Raw genomic sequence first — 16632 nt, forward strand, 5'->3', positions numbered from 1 at the left:
AAAGCCTGCATTATCTTTGCGCCCAATGAGCAAAGCCCTTGTTTGGTCGTTGTTTGAACAGTCTTCGGAAACCCGAAAACTGAGGGAAGCTATTACCCGCACCGAAAAGAACATTCACGTTTCTGGCCTTGTTGGTTCTTCATATTCACTAGTACTAGCCGAACTTTTCCGAACTTCTGAAGAACCTTTTCTTTGCATACTGAACGACAAGGAAGAGGCTGCTTATCACCTGAACGATCTCGAAAACCTATTAGGTGACCAGGCCGTATTATTCTATCCAGGCAGCTACCGAAGACCTTACCAGATCGAAGAAACAGATAATGCAAACATCTTGCTCCGCAGTGAAGTACTGAACCGTATCAACTCCAGGCGAAAACCCGCACTTATTGTTACCTACCCGGAAGCACTCTTCGAAAAGGTGGTGACACGGCGCGAGCTTGAAAAGAACACCCTCAAACTTAAGGTAGGTGAGGAAGTATCAATCGATTTTGTGAACGAGGTACTCTTCGAATATCGTTTCAAGCGAACAGACTTTGTCACCGAACCCGGTGAGTTTTCGGTAAGAGGAGGAATTTTGGATGTCTTTTCCTTTAGTCATGACGAACCTTATCGGGTGGAGTTCTTTGGAGATGAGGTAGACAGCATAAGAACCTTCGATGTAGAAACTCAGCTATCCCTTGACCAGGTAAAGCGCATCTCTATCATCCCGAATGTGGAAAACAAGATGGTGCAAGAGAAACGGGAAAGCTTCCTGAAGTATATTTCGTCCAAAACCAGGATTTTTCTGAAAAACGAAGAACTGCTGTGCGGTGCGATGGACAAACTCTTTCAAAAGGCAAAAGAAGCCTTTGATGAAATGGAAGGAGAAGTGCAAATGAGTCCGCCGAAAGATCTATTCTGTACTTCAAAACTGATGCGAGCACAGTTGGCCACACTTTCCGTGATAAAACTCAATGGAAATATACTATCATCGTCTCAAAGCAATATTACGTTTAATGTAAAGCCACAGCCTTCGTTCAACAAGCAGTTTAATCTCCTGATCGACAACCTGAACGAGAATACCCAAAATGGTTACACTAACTATATTTTCTGTAGCAGTGAATCACAGGCACAGCGATTTCACGATATATTCGACGATGCCGAACAACATGTGGATCAGTATGACACCATTGTTTTCCCCCTCTACCAGGGATTTATAGATCACGATCAGAAACACGCCTGTTATACAGACCATCAGCTATTCGAACGGTATCACAAGTTTCAGCTGAAGAACGGCTATGCCAAAAAACAGGCGATCACCCTTAAAGAGCTTACCAACCTGGAAGTGGGTGATTATGTCACCCATATTGATCACGGGATAGGCAAGTTTGGTGGATTACAGAAGATCGACGTGGAAGGTAAAAAGCAGGAAGCCATAAAATTGATCTATGGAGAGCGCGATATTCTCTATCTGAGCATACATTCACTTCACAAGATATCCAAATACAATGGTAAGGATGGTGCTGTCCCCAAAATTTACAAATTAGGCAGCGCTGCCTGGAAAAAGTTAAAGCAAAAGACCAAAAAGAGGGTTAAGGAGATCGCTTTCAATCTAATTGAACTTTACGCCAAAAGACGGTTGCAGAAAGGCGTGGCCTACGACCCGGACTCCTATTTACAGCTTGAACTGGAATCGTCCTTCATGTATGAAGACACTCCGGACCAGATCACCGCAACTGCCGATGTGAAACGAGACATGGAAAGCCCGCGCCCCATGGATCGACTGATATGTGGAGATGTTGGATTCGGGAAGACGGAAGTTGCGATTCGTGCCGCGTTTAAAGCAGTGGACAACGGCAAACAAGTAGCGGTTTTGGTACCAACCACTATCCTGGCCTTTCAGCATTTTAAAACATTCAGTGACCGATTGGCGGATATGCCGGTAAATGTAGACTACCTCAACCGTTTCCGCTCTGCCAAGCAGCGTAGAACTATCCTGGAGAACCTTGAAAACGGTACACTGGACATAGTGATAGGGACCCATCAGCTTGTGAATCCCTCGGTAAAATTCAAAGACCTGGGACTACTTATCATTGATGAAGAACAAAAGTTCGGGGTTGCAGTGAAAGACAAGTTGAAAACTATCAAAGAAAATGTGGACACATTAACACTCACGGCTACTCCTATTCCGCGAACCCTTCAGTTTAGCCTTATGGCTGCCAGGGATCTTTCGGTGATCACCACTCCCCCACCAAACCGGTATCCCGTGGACACCCAGGTGATTCGTTTTTCAGAAGAAACCATTAGAGATGCCATTCGTTACGAGATCTCGAGAGGAGGTCAGGTATTCTTCGTGAATAATCGTATCGAAAATATCAAAGAAGTAGCGGGTATGATACAGCGACTGGTGCCTGATGCGAAAATCGGTATTGGTCACGGTCAGCTGGATGGTAAGAAACTGGAACAATTGATGCTCGCATTTATGAACAACGAGTTTGATGTGCTGGTTTCAACTACTATTATCGAAAGCGGACTGGACGTCCCAAACGCCAACACTATCTTTATTAACAACGCTAACAATTTCGGGCTTTCAGACCTGCATCAGATGCGTGGACGCGTGGGGCGTAGCAATAAAAAGGCATTCTGTTATTTCATTACACCACCGTTCTCCGCCATGACCGATGAAGCCAGGAAAAGGATCACGGCCCTGGAACAATTTAGCGAGATAGGCAGCGGGTTTAATATCGCGATGAAAGATCTAGAGATTAGGGGTGCCGGTGACTTGCTGGGTGGAGAACAGAGCGGATTTATTAACGAGATCGGCTTCGAGACCTACCAGAAGATACTTTCTGAGGCCATAGACGAACTTAAGGAAAAGGAATTCAAAGACCTATACGCCGGAACAGAACACGAGTTAAAAGACTTTGTAAAAGAAACGGTGATCGACACGGATTTCGAGTTGTTATTCCCGGATGATTATATAAATAACATAACCGAACGTCTCAATTTGTACCAAAAGCTGAATGCGCTGTCTACAGAAGAGGAACTTCAGAAATTTGAAAAGGAATTGATCGACCGTTTCGGCGAATTACCGGTTCAGGCCATTGATTTACTGAACAGCATTCGAATAAAATGGATCGCTATTTCTATGGGATTAGAGCGTGTGGTCATGAAAAAGAACCAACTCATCGGCTATTTCGTGGCCGATCAGCAGAGCGATTACTATCAGAGTCCGGCATTCACTAAAGTGCTTCAGTATGTTCAGAATAACCCTGGAGAAGTGACCATGAAAGAGAAGCAAACACGGAATGGGCTTAGACTTCTTCTAACAATCGCAAAAATCAACTCGGTTCAAAAAGCACTAGCTGTTCTTGCGCCATTTCGATAAATACATGAGTTGTAACTTCAGAAATGATAAAAAGCATTCTCAAGATGATCGAGATGCTGTTCCTTCTTGTTTTTTAATACGGCTATGATATCGAAGCGCACTTCCATGTCCAGGTTATTCTGAATGATGTATTCATTCGCTGCCTGTACGAGTAATCCAATCTTCTTTTTTGATACAAAACTCTGGGGATCTCCAAAAACGGCACTATTCCTTGTTTTTACTTCAACAACTATGATCTTGTTGTTTTTCAGAGCTATGATATCAATTTCAGCTTTGCCATAAGTGAAATTCCGCTCCAGGATCTCATAACCCTTGCGCATTAAAACTTCAACCGCCAGATCTTCCCCTAATTTTCCCAGTTCGTTGTGATAAGCCATAAGACCACCTTTGTGTAAACAAAAGTAAAATAGGCATCATCGGCTTATTTGAATGATAAAACTACCCCGGATTCATGTATGTCGAGAGAAACTTTCCTACCGAAGATCATCGCCCTGTTGTCCTGCACATGACCGGCAGGGAAACCGAAACAGACGGGGAAATTGTATTCGGAAACTGTATCCAGCACGATCTCTTCGGCTGTTTTTCCGAAGGGAATGGTATTGTCGTTCATATCAGTCATTCCGCCCACGATAAGGCCATTGATGTTCTCGAACAATCCGTTTCTCTTTAAATTCTGAAGCATGCGGTCCACATGATACAGGTATTCATCAAGGTCCTCAAGGAAAAGAATATTATTGTTTGTTTTTAGTCCAGAATCACTTCCGCAGATAGAATACAGCACAGACAGGTTTCCTCCTACTAATTCGCCGCTGGCAGATCCCAAACGATTCAAAGAGTAATTAGGTGTGCTAATACTTTTATTGCCGTTTCCGAAAAGTGCGTCTCTTATGGAACTTGCCGTTTCCGGACTCTTTTTCTCGATATCCAGAGGCATCTGGGCATGCAGGGTTTCTATTCCCCTTAGGTTCAGATGTGAGTGTAATACTGTGATGTCGCTATAACCGATGATCCATTTCGGATTAACACTGAACTTTTTGAAATCCAAAGCATCGATGATCCTAACTGTTCCATATCCGCCCCTCGCGCACCAGATGGCCTTGATATCGGGGTCATCCATCATAGCCTGGAAATCGGCTGCGCGCAGCTCGTCATCTCCGGCAAATTGATCCTTTTCTGCGCCAATTGTATTTCCAAATTTATATCTCAGACCCCAATGAGTGAGCAGATCCAGGCCAGGAAATAATTCTTCCTTTTTTAATTTTCGTGCAGTTGAGACAATGCCAACTGTATCCCCGGGTGATAAATATGAGGGCGTTACCATAATTCGTAAGGGTTCTTCTAAGAATTATTAAAGGTAGGATATTGCGTTAAAATAGGCCTTCCCACATAATAAATAGCTAGAATTCAATATATTTAGACGTCTCGAACCTTAAATCTATAGCTATGGAATCAATAGCAGCCCCATCTTGCAATACTTCAACGCTTGCGCCTTATGTACCCTCCGGATCCAATCCCTGGAATGTTAGTAAGATAAAACACGTGTATCGTAGGCTCGGCTTTAGTGCTTCCCAGGACACAGTAGATCTGGCTCTTGCTCAAACGCCGGATCAATTTATAGATACCCTCGTAGATACAGCCTTTGCTACTCCTCCAACAACAGCTCCGCCATGGGGTTACTGGGCAGTGAGTGATTTCACTGACTACGAGACTGAAAACAACCAGTATGTGTTCGATTGGAGAATTCAAACCGGAAACGACTTTATGGCGGAAGACCTCAGAGGCCGACTCTCGGGTTTCTGGATGAATCATTTCGTCACTGAACTCGAGGTCTATTTCTACTCGCCTTATCTTTTTCAGTATTATAACACCATACAAACCCACGCCCTGGGTAATTTTAAAACTTTCGTACACGATATCGGTATTACGGGAGCCATGCTTTTTTACTTGAATGGTTACGAAAACACCAACGTGAATCCGAATGAGAATTATGCCCGGGAATTGTTCGAGCTATTCACCCTGGGAGAAGGGAATGGGTATACCGAAACCGATATCACTGAGACGGCAAGAGCATTAACCGGCTACAACCATTGGTTGGAACCGGGCGCACAGATCTATTTTGATGTTAGCACCCACGACACAGGCGTGAAATCAATTTTTGGTCAGGACGGGAACTGGGGATATTCGGATGTGATCGATATACTGTTCCAGGAAAGAGGCATCGAAGTGTGTCGATTCATTTGTGAAAAACTCTACAAATTCTTCGTGAGTCCTTCAGTGGATGCACTTATCACTATGGACATCATAGATCCGTTGGCTCAAACCATGTTTAGCAATAATTATGAACTCGTTCCCGTGTTGAAGCAATTATTCAAAAGTGAACATTTTTTCGATGACAGAGCAATAGGAGTGGTGATCAAGAGTCCGTTCGATACCATCTTTGGTTTTGTAAAAGAGACTAATTTCTTTTACGACAACAGCATAATGGAGGCCTTCCTGTATTATTCCGGCCTGATGGGGCAGGAAATATACGACCCGCCTGATGTTTCAGGTTGGCAGCGGGACGAGGAATGGATCAATACTTCAACTCTTACCGGACGCTGGGAACTCATGGAAGTGTATGTAGGTTATCTATTCAATAATGGTTACGAGCTTACGCTTACAGATCTCGCAAAGGATCTAACGAACAACAGCAACGACCCGGAATACATTACCCGGGTGGTAATAGATCATTTCGTTCCCAAGGAATTGCACACCCCTTCCGATTACGTGATCGCTACCGATATCTTTAAATGGGATGTCCCCCAGAATTATTACGACACAGGCCAGTGGAATCTTGACTGGTCCACAGCTCCCTACCAAATGTTGTTGTTACTGAATCATATCGCCCGAATGCCCGAATTCCAATTAAAATAACCTGCTATGTGTGATCATAAGAACATTCCGAAGAAAAAAGCGTCCAAAGACGAAAAACACGTCCACGACCAGGAACATGTTGAATGGAGCCGAAGATCCTTTATCCAGGCCCTGGGACTGGCAGGTGGTGGAAGTATCATGCTTGGAAATGCCGCGGTAACAGCCTCTAAACCCTCTCCTCTCTCCGTTGCACTGGCAGCGAGTGAGACAGATCGTATCATGGTGATCATTAGACTCAAGGGAGGAAATGACGGGCTAAATACCATTGTGCCTGTATACGATTACAGCAGCTATGCCAACCTCCGACCAACGATCCGACATCAGCAAAACGAACTCATCAACCTGGACGCCGATTTTGCCATTCCAAATTACATGCAAAACATGGAAGTTTTGTGGGGTGAAGGACAAATGAAAGTGGTTCACGGGGTAGGCTACCCACAACAGAACTTATCACATTTCCGTTCCTCCGATATCTGGGCATCGGCCGCGGATACAGTGTTCGAACCAACGGGCTGGTGGGGCAGATACTATGAATATCTCTATCCGGATTACCTGATCAACCCTCCGGATGTTCCGCCCGCCATTCAAATTGGCAGTATTGGCAACCTGATCTTCGAAGGTCAGGATACGAACTATGCATTCTCTGTTGCAAATCCGCAGCAGTTAGAAAGCGTTGCACAAAACGGGCAATTACACGATCTAATGAACCTCCCGGACTGTGTCTATGGAGACAAGCTTTTCTTTATGAGGTCTACTACCAACACGACCTTCACTTATGCGGGAGTGATCAACGATGCTTATATGAACTCCACCAACCAGGCGCCATACAGCGAAGAAGACCTTGCTACTCAAATGGCGATTGTGGCCCGGATGATAAAAGGTGACCTGGGAACCAAGGTATATATGGTGACCCTGGATGGTTTTGATACTCACGCCAACCAACCGGATGAACATCGTGCACTGCTGGAAGATCTTTCGGATACACTCCAGAATTTCTATACAGACCTGGAAGCAGCCGGAATGGAAAACAATGTGCTGTGTATGACGATCTCAGAATTTGGAAGAAGACCGTACGAAAATGGTTCAACAGGTACGGATCACGGAGCGGCTTCACCGGTAATGCTCTTTGGCCCTGGATTGAATGGCAGCGGATTTGTTGGAGAACACCCGGACCTGCTTACCTGGGATAACAATGACAATTTGATCCCAACAACGGATTTCAGACAAGTATATTCCAGCGTCCTGACCAATTGGTTCTGCCTGGATCCCTCAGTGATCGATCTCATATTACTGAATGAGCCCTACGATAACCTCGATCTGGGAATCGATTGTTCTCCTCTTTCTACCACCGATTTCCGGGACGTGACAGCCTTTGTGCATGCACCGGTCTATAAAAACGACTCTGTCTATATTGAAATGAAGATGACAAATACAGGTCATGTAGACCTGAAGTTATACGATATTATGGGGAAAGAACTAGGCACACTGAAAAACGAAGTGCTCTTTCCCGGTGTACACTCCGTGGATGTGAAGAAAGCGATAGGAACACGATTGAGTTTCGGACAGTATATCTACAGAATTTCAATGGGCGGTCAGTTTTATAGTAAGTCGCTCATGATCAAGTAGCAGATCAAATTTCTTTTTTCTGAAGAGTCTTCTTCTGTAGGAAGACTTTTCCGTTTAGCGGTACATCGTTCCGAAGATAAAATCCCTATTTTTGTGCTTGTTCAAGTATAACAGTTCGAAATCCCGATGAGTAGCACCAACCCGAAACGAATAACCATTACTGCGGCACTTCCTTACACCAATGGCCCGGTACATATTGGTCACCTGGCAGGAGTGTACGTTCCCGCCGATATCTATGCCCGCTATCAACGCATGGTAGGCAAAGATGTTCTCTTCGTTTGCGGAAGTGACGAGCACGGTGTCCCGATCACCCTAAAAGCTAAAAAAGAAGGAATTACCCCTCAGCAAGTAGTGGATAAGTACCATGAGATCATTAAAAAGTCATTTTCCGAATTCGGAATTTCCTTCGACAATTACTCCAGGACCTCCGCAAAGATCCATCATGAAACAGCTTCGGAGTTTTTCAAAAAACTACATGAAGATGGGAAATTTACAGAGCAGATCACCGAACAACTATACGATGAGGAAGCAGGACAGTTTTTGGCAGATCGCTTCGTTGTTGGAACTTGCCCGAAATGCGGCTACGACGAAAGTTACGGGGATCAGTGCGAGAACTGTGGGACTTCACACAATGCCACCGACCTAATCAATCCAAAGAGCGCTATTAGCGGTAGTAAGCCGGTAACTAAGAAAACCAAACACTGGTTTCTGCCACTGGATCAATACGAGAGCTGGCTTAAAGAATGGATCGTTAAAGGGCATAAAAAAGACTGGAAAACCAACGTATACGGACAGTGTAAATCCTGGATCGACGATGGACTAAGGCCCAGAGCGGTAACCCGCGACCTTGACTGGGGAATTCCCGTACCGGCTGAAGGTGGCGAAGGCAAAGTCCTCTACGTCTGGTTCGATGCACCTATCGGTTATATTTCTTCTACCAGGGAATGGGCCGAAAGAGAAGGCAAGGACTGGGAACCTTACTGGAAAGATAAGGATACCAAGCTCTTACATTTCATTGGAAAAGACAATATCGTTTTTCACTGTATCATCTTCCCTTCCATGCTGAAAGCCGAAGGTAGTTATATCCTGCCGGATAACGTACCCGCTAACGAATTCCTTAACCTGGAAGGCAACAAAATTTCTACCAGTAAGAACTGGGCTGTGTGGCTACATGAATATTTGCAAGAGTTCCCGGGTCAGCAAGACGTACTTCGCTATGTATTAACTGCAAATGCTCCGGAGAGCAAGGACAACGACTTTACCTGGGCTGATTTCCAGGCGAGGAATAACAACGAACTGGTAGCGATCTTCGGGAACTTTGTGAATCGCGTAGTAGTGCTCACCAACAAATATTATGACGGTCATGTCCCAAAACGGGGTGAATTCACACAAGTAGACATTGACACCTTGAAAGAACTAAAAGCTGCTCCGGATGTGATCGCGAGTTCGATTGAGCGTTACCGTTTCCGCGAGGCACAAGGGAAACTTATTGATGTCGCCCGCCTTGGGAATAAATACCTGGCCGATGAAGAGCCCTGGAAGACCATTAAAACCGACGAGGAGCGAACTCAAACGATCATGTATGTAGCGCTTCAGATCGCATCAGCGCTTTCGGTATTGTGTGAACCCTTCTTACCGCATACAGCGGATAGGCTGAAAGGGATCCTTCGCTTTGCTCTGAATGACACAAGCTGGAAGGACATTTCAGAAAAAGAAGAACTTCTGCCGGGAGGTCATCAAATAGGCCCCTCCGAATTACTCTTCAGCAAAATAGAAGACGAGCAGATCCAGGAGCAACTAGACAAGCTGGAGGCAAGCAAAAAAGCAAATGAAATTATGAACGCATCCGCAGAACCACAAAAAGAGACCATCACTTTTGAAGATTTTACCAAACTCGATATGCGGGTAGGTACCATTATTTCTGCTGAAAAGATGCCAAAGACCAAAAAGCTGCTGGTTCTAAAAGTAGATACCGGTATTGACACCCGAACCATCGTTTCCGGTATTGCCGAAAGTTTCTCTGCTGAAGAAGTAGTAGGTAAACGTGTGACAGTATTGGTGAACCTGGCGCCTCGCCCGCTTCGAGGTGTGGACAGTGAGGGTATGATCCTCATGACAGAAACACCGGATGGGAAATTGGTCTTCGTTAATCCCGATGATGACGTTCCTAACGGGGCAAGTATTAGCTAAATGCTTAAGATTGCCTGGCTCCCCATTTACAAGCATCCACTGCCCGAAGGGCATCGTTTTCCCATGGAAAAATACGACCTGTTGCCACGGCAATTGCTCCATGAAGGTACCTGTACTCCCGATAATTTCTTTGAGCCTGAAATAGCTTCGAAGGAGATTATTTCGCTGGTACACGACCCACAGTATATATCAGATCTGAATAATCTTGCCCTGGACCGTGCTGCTATTCGAAAACTTGGTTTCCCTTTATCGGCTGAGCTCGTAGAACGAGAATACCGCATCACCCGAGGTACTATGGATGGTTGTGAATTCGCCTTGAAAAACGGCATCGCGATGAATATTGCGGGTGGCACTCATCACGCTTACACCGATCACGGTGAGGCTTTCTGCCTGTTCAACGACCAGGCGGTGGCCGCTAGATACCTTCAACAGAAACAATTGGCAGATAAAATACTCATTGTAGACCTTGATGTACACCAGGGAAACGGTACGGCGGAGATCTTTGAAGGAGATGATTCGGTGTTTACTTTTTCCATGCATGGTGCCAAGAACTATCCCTTCAGAAAAGAAAAAAGTGATTTAGATATAGCATTACCCGACGGGACCGATGATCCAACGTACCTACGTATGTTAAAAGATACCCTGCCCGTATTGATAGAAGATGTATCCCCGGATTTTATCTTCTACCTCAGTGGGGTTGACATAGTTAGTACCGACAAACTAGGTCGCCTTGGTTGTACCGTTGAAGGCTGCAAAGAGCGTGATCGATTTGTACTTCAGACATGTAAAGATGTACAGATCCCCGTTCAGGTAAGTATGGGTGGAGGGTATTCGAAGGATATTAAGATCATAGTAGATGCACATGCCAATACCTATCGCATCGCACAGGAAATTTTCTTCTAATCGGATTCCTTATCCGAATCCTCTTCCTGTTCATCTCCCTTCCTCGGTTGCATTTTCCTGATCAGGTAAATAAACCCAACTACGAAATGAAGCAATACTATACCTCCAACAATATAAATCCAGGTATTTGAATCTCTCATAGGAGTTCGTTTTCAGGCTAACAAAAATATAACCTGGAATTAATGATAAAATTGACAATGGTCATTCCTCCTATTAAAGAATAAGCGGTAATTTGCAATCTCTTAAAACAATACCCCATGAGAATAGTAACTGCCGAGCAAGCCGTATCCATCGTGAAGAGCAATGACAATGTATTCTTCCAGGGCGCGGCCATGACCCCCAACCTGCTAATAGACAAGCTATGTGAACGATACGAAGAACTGGAAAACGTTCAGTTATTCCATGTTCACACTGAAGGTGAAGCTCGTTATATGCATGAACCTTATGATAAATCCTTTAACGTTTTTAGCTTCTTTGTAGGAGCCAATGTACGTAAGGGAGTTAATACCAATAAAGGGGACTACATCCCTATTTTCCTATCTGAGATCCATCTCTTGTTCAAAAGGAATATCATTCCTTTAGACGTGGCCTTTATACAGGTTTCCCCACCGGATGTTCACGGATTCTGTTCATTAGGAGTTTCCGTAGATATTGCCCTACCGGCACTCGACCGTGCGAAGAAAGTAGTGGCCCTGGTGAACCCACAGGTGCCTCGTACTCACGGGGATGGGATCATTCACATCAATAGAATAGATTACGGAGTTCATATCGACAAACCCATTCATTACGCACCTTATGGAGAGCCGTCGGAAATTGAAATGCAAATCGGGCGCCATGTTGCCGAATTGGTTGAAGACGGTGCTACACTGCAAATGGGGATAGGAAACATCCCGAATGCCGTGTTGAGCAATCTTACCAATCACAAACGCCTGGGTATCGATACGGAGATGTTCAGTGATGGTATTCTTCCTCTTTTAGAAAAAGGTGTAATCACCGGTGAAGATAAGTACATCAAGAAAGATAAGATCGTGACCTGCTTCGCCATGGGATCCCAACGATTGTATGATTTTGTGCACAACAACCCATCTGTCCACTTCAAAGCCGCTTCCTATACCAATGATACACATAGAATACGGTTACAATCAAAGATGACGGCCATTAACTCCGCTGTTGAGATCGACTTTACGGGTCAGATCTGTGCCGATACCATTGGGCCGTATCAGTATTCAGGAGTAGGAGGACAAATGGACTTTATCCGCGGCGCATCACTTTCAGAAGGAGGTAAACCTATCATAGCGATGCCTTCATCAACAAAAAGAGGTGAATCTAAAATTGTTCCTTTCTTAAAGGAAGGTGCTGGAGTAACTACCACTCGTGCACACGTCCATTACGTGGCCACAGAGTATGGAGTAGTAAATCTATTTGGAAAGAGCCTTAAGCAACGGGCCAAATCATTAATCTCCATTGCCCACCCGGATCACCAGGATCACCTGACCAGGGAAATGGTGGAACGATTCAAACTATAAAAAAAGCGCCGGGAAATTCCCGGCGCCTTCCTTTTCTCAGCTTATTTATTTCCAGCGAAGATGTCCTTCAGCTGTACTTTCTTATTTTGCTTATTAAAAAATTAAGATCCGTAAAAACACTTACTGCTGATCCACTATATTATTGCTACCTTTAAGTAAACTAACTGATCCTTCCAAATATGATTTCAAAAGCAATAGGCTTCCTGACGGAGTTTCTTAATAGGCATCTTAAACTTACCTGCGGATTAGATCACGATATCGTCGTTGCCAGTAACCTTGTGAATCCGGACGGGAGCATCACAGAAAACATTCAGGATAAGATCGTGGTATCGGTGATAAATATGGAACAAGAAACTTACATGAAATCTCACAATCATTATATGACCGATGGTGGGGACTCCTTCCGAAAGGCAGCGCCGCCCGTACATTTAAATATTCACCTTCTTATTTCAGCCAATTACAATTCAAAAAAGTACCTTGAAGCACTTAAAATGCTCTCATCAGTAATCACCACTTTGCAGTCGTATCCATTTTTCATAAAACAGGAGCATCCCGATATGCAGGATCCTCTCTCAAAATTGACTCTCGAGTTCATGAATTTACCAGTGAATGAACTCAGCAATATTTGGAATGGAATCGGCACCAAATATGTTCCCTCGATTCTTTACAAAATGAGAATAATAACGCTCGAAGATACTAAGATGAGAAAAGAAATCCCCGGAATAACAGGCCTTGAAGGCGAAACTGAATCATAAGATATGAATGCATACTATCATAGATTTCTAACTGTTGAAATTACCCATTCATATTTCGAGAGCGGAATATCTCAAAGCTTCGAACTACAGCCTTTTCAGGACACAATTACAGTCCTTAAAAATCACAGGATATTACTTCGGAAGGAACGTAACCGTTTTGCCTTTTATGCTGGATCAAATGACCAGGATAATTTTGATATAGCCACGGAACTATCTGGTCTGGGGTTACTTCAGTTTCAACTGCTGAACAATGATCCGTTGTTTACAACCTATACTTCAAATGTTCCGATGAACATGCAGGGTACCCTCTATATCAAGAATGTAGCAGATAAAAATGAACTTCAAATGGACTTTGGCCCTGCAAATGAACAAACCGATATCAATGCCATTGGTGTCGTGCTACTGGACACTCAACCTCTGGTAGCGCAAAACAACCCGGAGCTAACTCTTTCGCTTTCCTTTACCACTCGTGAATTACTGTGGGAATATCAATTTGTAATTCCTGAATCGAGAAATATGGAGGTAAGCAATCTTCAAATAGAAGGAATTGGGAATGAAAACTATGTGGGGCCAGTGGATGGGACTCTCATGGAAACTCAGAAAACCAAGGTAATGACAAGTGATAGGCCGGTAGCTCTTACGCAGAAACTGAGTAAATACCCAACCTTGAAATTGAATTACCTCGATACCATTACAAATTCGGCCAAGGAGCTGGAAATGAAACTTCCCAATCCTAGTCCGGAATCAATACGAACTGAATTAAGGGATGGAGCATTGATTCCATACCTGGTAACAACCATAGTATATGTCTGAAACTTATAAAACCCCCGGAGTTTATATTCGGGAACTGGATGCATTTGGGAATTCAGTGGTTCCGGTGCCCACTGCCGTTCCCGTTTTTATAGGGCATACAGAGAAGGCCGAATTTGAAGGAAAGGATTTATCCAACCAACCTGTAAAGATCCTGTCTTTGAAGGAATATGAGAATTATTTCGGAGCTCATTTTCCGGATACAGTTTTCAATATCCAACTAGATACTACAGCAGCAGAATTTACCACGTCCAATGGCAATATGTATACCATTAGTGCAGAATCGGCTCGATACAGGATGCCGGAAGCCATGCGGTTCTTTTATATGAATGGAGGTGGGGATTGCTATGTTATGAGCATAGGAGATTTCAATACATCGTTCGACAAAAACAAGTTTACTAATGCCGTCGATGCCCTGGAAAAAGAACATGAGATCACGCTTTTGTTGGTTCCAGAAGCGGTTGAGCTCCCCGGACAGGATTCCTATGACGTACTCAACTTCATGATACAGCATTGCGGTGAGACCATGGATAAATTTACTATTCTCGATATTCCCAGAGGTTACGAGGAACTTGAGCCTGTACCCAATTGTATTGATGATTTTAGGGATAAGGTAGGAGCCATAATTCAAAATCACAATAGTTATGCAGCCGCCTATTACCCCTGGTTGCATACTTCGATCTATCAAACCAAGGATGTTTCGTATAAAAATATTTCGGAAGATTTCTACGATGAGCTTGCAGATATTATTGAAGAGGAAATAACTGCCGGAGGTGCTTCATTAAATGATTCACAGTTACAATTTCTGTCCTGCTTCAGAAATAAAGGCTTAAGTCACAACGGACAATTCACCCTGGAACAAGCAGATGCGGCCTTGAGAAATTCGAGTCAGGATTATAAGAAGATTCTTGAAAGCATTCAGAAAAAATTAAACCTTATACCGCCGTCCTCCGCCATGGCCGGGATTTACACTATAGTAGATAATAGCGATGGTGTTTGGAAAGCACCTGCGAACGTCGCTGTACAGAGCGTTATTTCACCAGCAGTTAAGATAGGCCATGACATGCAAGAAGACCTTAACGTTCCCCTGGACGGAAAAGCTGTTTGTGCCATCCGTGCCTTCTCGGGAAGGGGGAATATGGTATGGGGTGCCAGAACACTCGATGGTAATTCCAACGACTGGAGATACGTAAACGTAAGACGTACCCTGATCTTCCTGGAACAATCCATTAAAGAAGCAGCCAAAGCATATGTGTTCGCTCCTAATGATGCATCCACCTGGGTCAATGTAAAAAGCATGATCTCTAACTTCCTTACAGGTATATGGAGACAAGGAGGATTAGTGGGTCCGAAGCCGGAAGACGCGTACTTTGTTCACCTTGGTCTGGGAACTACAATGACCGCGGAAGATATACTCAACGGCATTCTGAATGTAACGGTTGGAGTGGCGCTTTCCCACCCTGCCGAATTTATCATCATAACATTTCAGCAACAAATGCAAACATCATAAAATAAAATCATTATGGCAGACGACGGATCAGCACAAGGAAGTACATGGCCCTTACCCAAGTTCTACTTTACAGTAAACCTTGGATCCCAAGATAAAACGGTGTTCTTCCAGGAAGTATCAGGATTGGATACGGAAACTCAGCCCATTGAATATCGGCACGGAGACAATAAAGTGTTCTCCACCATTAAAATGCCCGGTATCGTAAAGACAGGGAACGTTACCCTGAAAAAGGGCATTTTCGTGAACGACAACAATTTCTGGAAGTGGTACGACGCCATTAAGATGAATACGATAAAAAGAGAAACTGTGGTCATTCAACTTCTGGACGAATCGGCCAAACCAACAATGACCTGGACGTTGACCAATGCCTGGCCCACAAAGATCACAGGCACCGATATGAAATCGGACGCCAATGAGGTGGCCGTGGAAACACTGGAACTGGCACATGAAGGACTAACAATAGCAAATGGCGGATAATTATGGCAAATGAAAATCCCCCTGTAGCGTTTTATTTTCGATTGAGCTTTAACGGCCTCTCCGGTTCTGTGGATACCTCTTTTAAAGAAGTGTCCGGGATCTCGATGGAAATGGATACCGAGGAAATCGCGGAGGGAGGGAACAACAGTTTCAAACACAAAGTTCCCACCTCTGTGAAATTCTCAAATCTCGTTGTGAAGCGTGGATTGGTCCCTAAGAATTCTCCGTTGATCGAATGGTGTAATAAAACGCTGGGGAGTAGCCTTTCAGAATTCATAGATGCCAAGAACATCGTAGTAAGTTTGCTTGACGAAAATGGCAACCCTCTTAAATCGTGGAGTTTTGCCAATGCCTGGCCGGTAAAATGGTCGGCGGCAGATCTTAACTCCATGAACAACGAGGTATTGATCGAAACCATTGAATTTGCCTACAGTTATTTCGAAGAAGTTACTATTTCAGGCGGGTCACAAAGTGAAGACGCTTCATTGTTTGGGGATTTGTTTGATTGAATCCTTGCCTATGAGACTGAAACTACTAAGTTAAAAAGCATTAGAA

The 16632-nt window shown here is 44.1% G+C and carries 14 protein-coding genes; 11 read left to right on the forward strand and 3 right to left on the reverse strand.

Annotated features, from left to right (window positions below; all coding sequences use genetic code 11):
• Positions 1–25: 25 nt before the first annotated feature.
• Positions 26–3367 carry a transcription-repair coupling factor gene (mfd, locus tag J1N09_RS04240; protein ID WP_265198370.1) on the forward strand — a complete coding sequence of 1114 codons (3342 nt, stop codon included), beginning with the start codon at positions 26–28 and terminating at the stop codon, positions 3365–3367.
• Between the two features lie 17 nt (positions 3368–3384).
• Here the strand turns inward: mfd and J1N09_RS04245 are convergent, their stop codons facing one another.
• Positions 3385–3744, reverse strand: coding sequence for a YraN family protein (locus J1N09_RS04245; RefSeq protein WP_265198372.1), 360 nt, complete (start codon positions 3742–3744; stop codon positions 3385–3387).
• A gap of 44 nt (positions 3745–3788) precedes the next feature.
• The gene (locus J1N09_RS04250) at positions 3789–4688 is read right to left on the reverse strand and encodes a S66 peptidase family protein (RefSeq protein WP_265198373.1); all 900 of its coding nucleotides are present in this window, start codon (positions 4686–4688) and stop codon (positions 3789–3791) included.
• 122 nt (positions 4689–4810) lie between these two features.
• Here J1N09_RS04250 and J1N09_RS04255 point away from each other — a divergent pair, with 122 nt between their 5' ends.
• The 4 genes from J1N09_RS04255 to J1N09_RS04270 all read left to right on the forward strand — a co-directional run bounded on the left by J1N09_RS04255 (position 4811) and on the right by J1N09_RS04270 (position 10999).
• Positions 4811–6280, forward strand: coding sequence for a DUF1800 domain-containing protein (locus J1N09_RS04255; RefSeq protein ID WP_265198375.1), 1470 nt, complete (start codon positions 4811–4813; stop codon positions 6278–6280).
• Between the two features lie 6 nt (positions 6281–6286).
• A complete protein-coding gene (locus J1N09_RS04260) occupies positions 6287–7906 on the forward strand; it encodes a DUF1501 domain-containing protein (protein ID WP_265198376.1) in 1620 nt (539 codons plus the stop codon).
• Between the two features lie 126 nt (positions 7907–8032).
• Positions 8033–10096: a methionine--tRNA ligase gene (gene metG, locus J1N09_RS04265; protein ID WP_265198378.1), complete on the forward strand. Its 2064-nt coding sequence runs from the start codon at positions 8033–8035 to the stop codon at positions 10094–10096.
• Positions 10097–10999 (forward strand): histone deacetylase, encoded by a 903-nt coding sequence (locus J1N09_RS04270; RefSeq protein ID WP_265198379.1) that lies wholly within the window; start codon positions 10097–10099, stop codon positions 10997–10999.
• Here the strand turns inward: J1N09_RS04270 and J1N09_RS04275 are convergent.
• The gene (locus J1N09_RS04275; protein ID WP_265198380.1) at positions 10996–11139 is read right to left on the reverse strand and encodes a hypothetical protein; all 144 of its coding nucleotides are present in this window, start codon (positions 11137–11139) and stop codon (positions 10996–10998) included. The two genes, J1N09_RS04270 and J1N09_RS04275, sit on opposite strands and share 4 nt — an antisense overlap.
• Before the next feature lie 117 nt (positions 11140–11256).
• On the opposite strand from J1N09_RS04275, the gene J1N09_RS04280 reads away from it, so the two are divergent.
• From J1N09_RS04280 to J1N09_RS04305, 6 genes are all read left to right on the forward strand, one after another.
• Positions 11257–12525: an acetyl-CoA hydrolase/transferase family protein gene (locus tag J1N09_RS04280; protein WP_265198382.1), complete on the forward strand. Its 1269-nt coding sequence runs from the start codon at positions 11257–11259 to the stop codon at positions 12523–12525.
• A gap of 179 nt (positions 12526–12704) precedes the next feature.
• Positions 12705–13280 carry a DUF4255 domain-containing protein gene (locus tag J1N09_RS04285; RefSeq protein ID WP_265198384.1) on the forward strand — a complete coding sequence of 192 codons (576 nt, stop codon included), beginning with the start codon at positions 12705–12707 and terminating at the stop codon, positions 13278–13280.
• A gap of 3 nt (positions 13281–13283) precedes the next feature.
• Positions 13284–14093 carry a hypothetical protein gene (locus J1N09_RS04290; RefSeq protein ID WP_265198385.1) on the forward strand — a complete coding sequence of 270 codons (810 nt, stop codon included), beginning with the start codon at positions 13284–13286 and terminating at the stop codon, positions 14091–14093.
• Positions 14086–15600 (forward strand): phage tail sheath family protein, encoded by a 1515-nt coding sequence (locus tag J1N09_RS04295; RefSeq protein WP_265198386.1) that lies wholly within the window; start codon positions 14086–14088, stop codon positions 15598–15600. Before J1N09_RS04290 ends, J1N09_RS04295 begins: the two co-directional genes overlap by 8 nt.
• A 12-nt stretch (positions 15601–15612) precedes the next feature.
• Entirely contained in the window at positions 15613–16077 is a 465-nt protein-coding gene (locus J1N09_RS04300; RefSeq protein ID WP_265198387.1) for a phage tail protein, read from the forward strand.
• A 2-nt stretch (positions 16078–16079) separates the two neighbouring features.
• Positions 16080–16586, forward strand: a complete 507-nt coding sequence (locus J1N09_RS04305; protein ID WP_265198388.1) for a phage tail protein — start codon at positions 16080–16082, stop codon at positions 16584–16586.
• Positions 16587–16632: the final 46 nt, after the last annotated feature.

Origin of the sequence: Aureitalea sp. L0-47, from assembly GCF_026126405.1 — a bacterium.
GTDB lineage: Bacteria > Bacteroidota > Bacteroidia > Flavobacteriales > Flavobacteriaceae > Pukyongia.

Bases quoted from the DNA above. Each gene is read 5' to 3' on its own strand.
- J1N09_RS04295 (WP_265198386.1), top strand. From the start codon at position 14,086: ATGTCTGAAACTTATAAAACCCCCGGAGTTTATATTCGGGAACTGGAT.
- metG (WP_265198378.1), top strand. From the start codon at position 8,033: ATGAGTAGCACCAACCCGAAACGAATAACCATTACTGCGGCACTTCCT.
- J1N09_RS04250 (WP_265198373.1), bottom strand. From the start codon at position 4,688: ATGGTAACGCCCTCATATTTATCACCCGGGGATACAGTTGGCATTGTC.
- J1N09_RS04260 (WP_265198376.1), top strand. From the start codon at position 6,287: ATGTGTGATCATAAGAACATTCCGAAGAAAAAAGCGTCCAAAGACGAA.
- mfd (WP_265198370.1), top strand. From the start codon at position 26: ATGAGCAAAGCCCTTGTTTGGTCGTTGTTTGAACAGTCTTCGGAAACC.
- J1N09_RS04280 (WP_265198382.1), top strand. From the start codon at position 11,257: ATGAGAATAGTAACTGCCGAGCAAGCCGTATCCATCGTGAAGAGCAAT.
- J1N09_RS04270 (WP_265198379.1), top strand. From the start codon at position 10,097: ATGCTTAAGATTGCCTGGCTCCCCATTTACAAGCATCCACTGCCCGAA.
- J1N09_RS04300 (WP_265198387.1), top strand. From the start codon at position 15,613: ATGGCAGACGACGGATCAGCACAAGGAAGTACATGGCCCTTACCCAAG.
- J1N09_RS04305 (WP_265198388.1), top strand. From the start codon at position 16,080: ATGGCAAATGAAAATCCCCCTGTAGCGTTTTATTTTCGATTGAGCTTT.
- J1N09_RS04285 (WP_265198384.1), top strand. From the start codon at position 12,705: ATGATTTCAAAAGCAATAGGCTTCCTGACGGAGTTTCTTAATAGGCAT.
- J1N09_RS04275 (WP_265198380.1), bottom strand. From the start codon at position 11,139: ATGAGAGATTCAAATACCTGGATTTATATTGTTGGAGGTATAGTATTG.
- J1N09_RS04245 (WP_265198372.1), bottom strand. From the start codon at position 3,744: ATGGCTTATCACAACGAACTGGGAAAATTAGGGGAAGATCTGGCGGTT.
- J1N09_RS04255 (WP_265198375.1), top strand. From the start codon at position 4,811: ATGGAATCAATAGCAGCCCCATCTTGCAATACTTCAACGCTTGCGCCT.
- J1N09_RS04290 (WP_265198385.1), top strand. From the start codon at position 13,284: ATGAATGCATACTATCATAGATTTCTAACTGTTGAAATTACCCATTCA.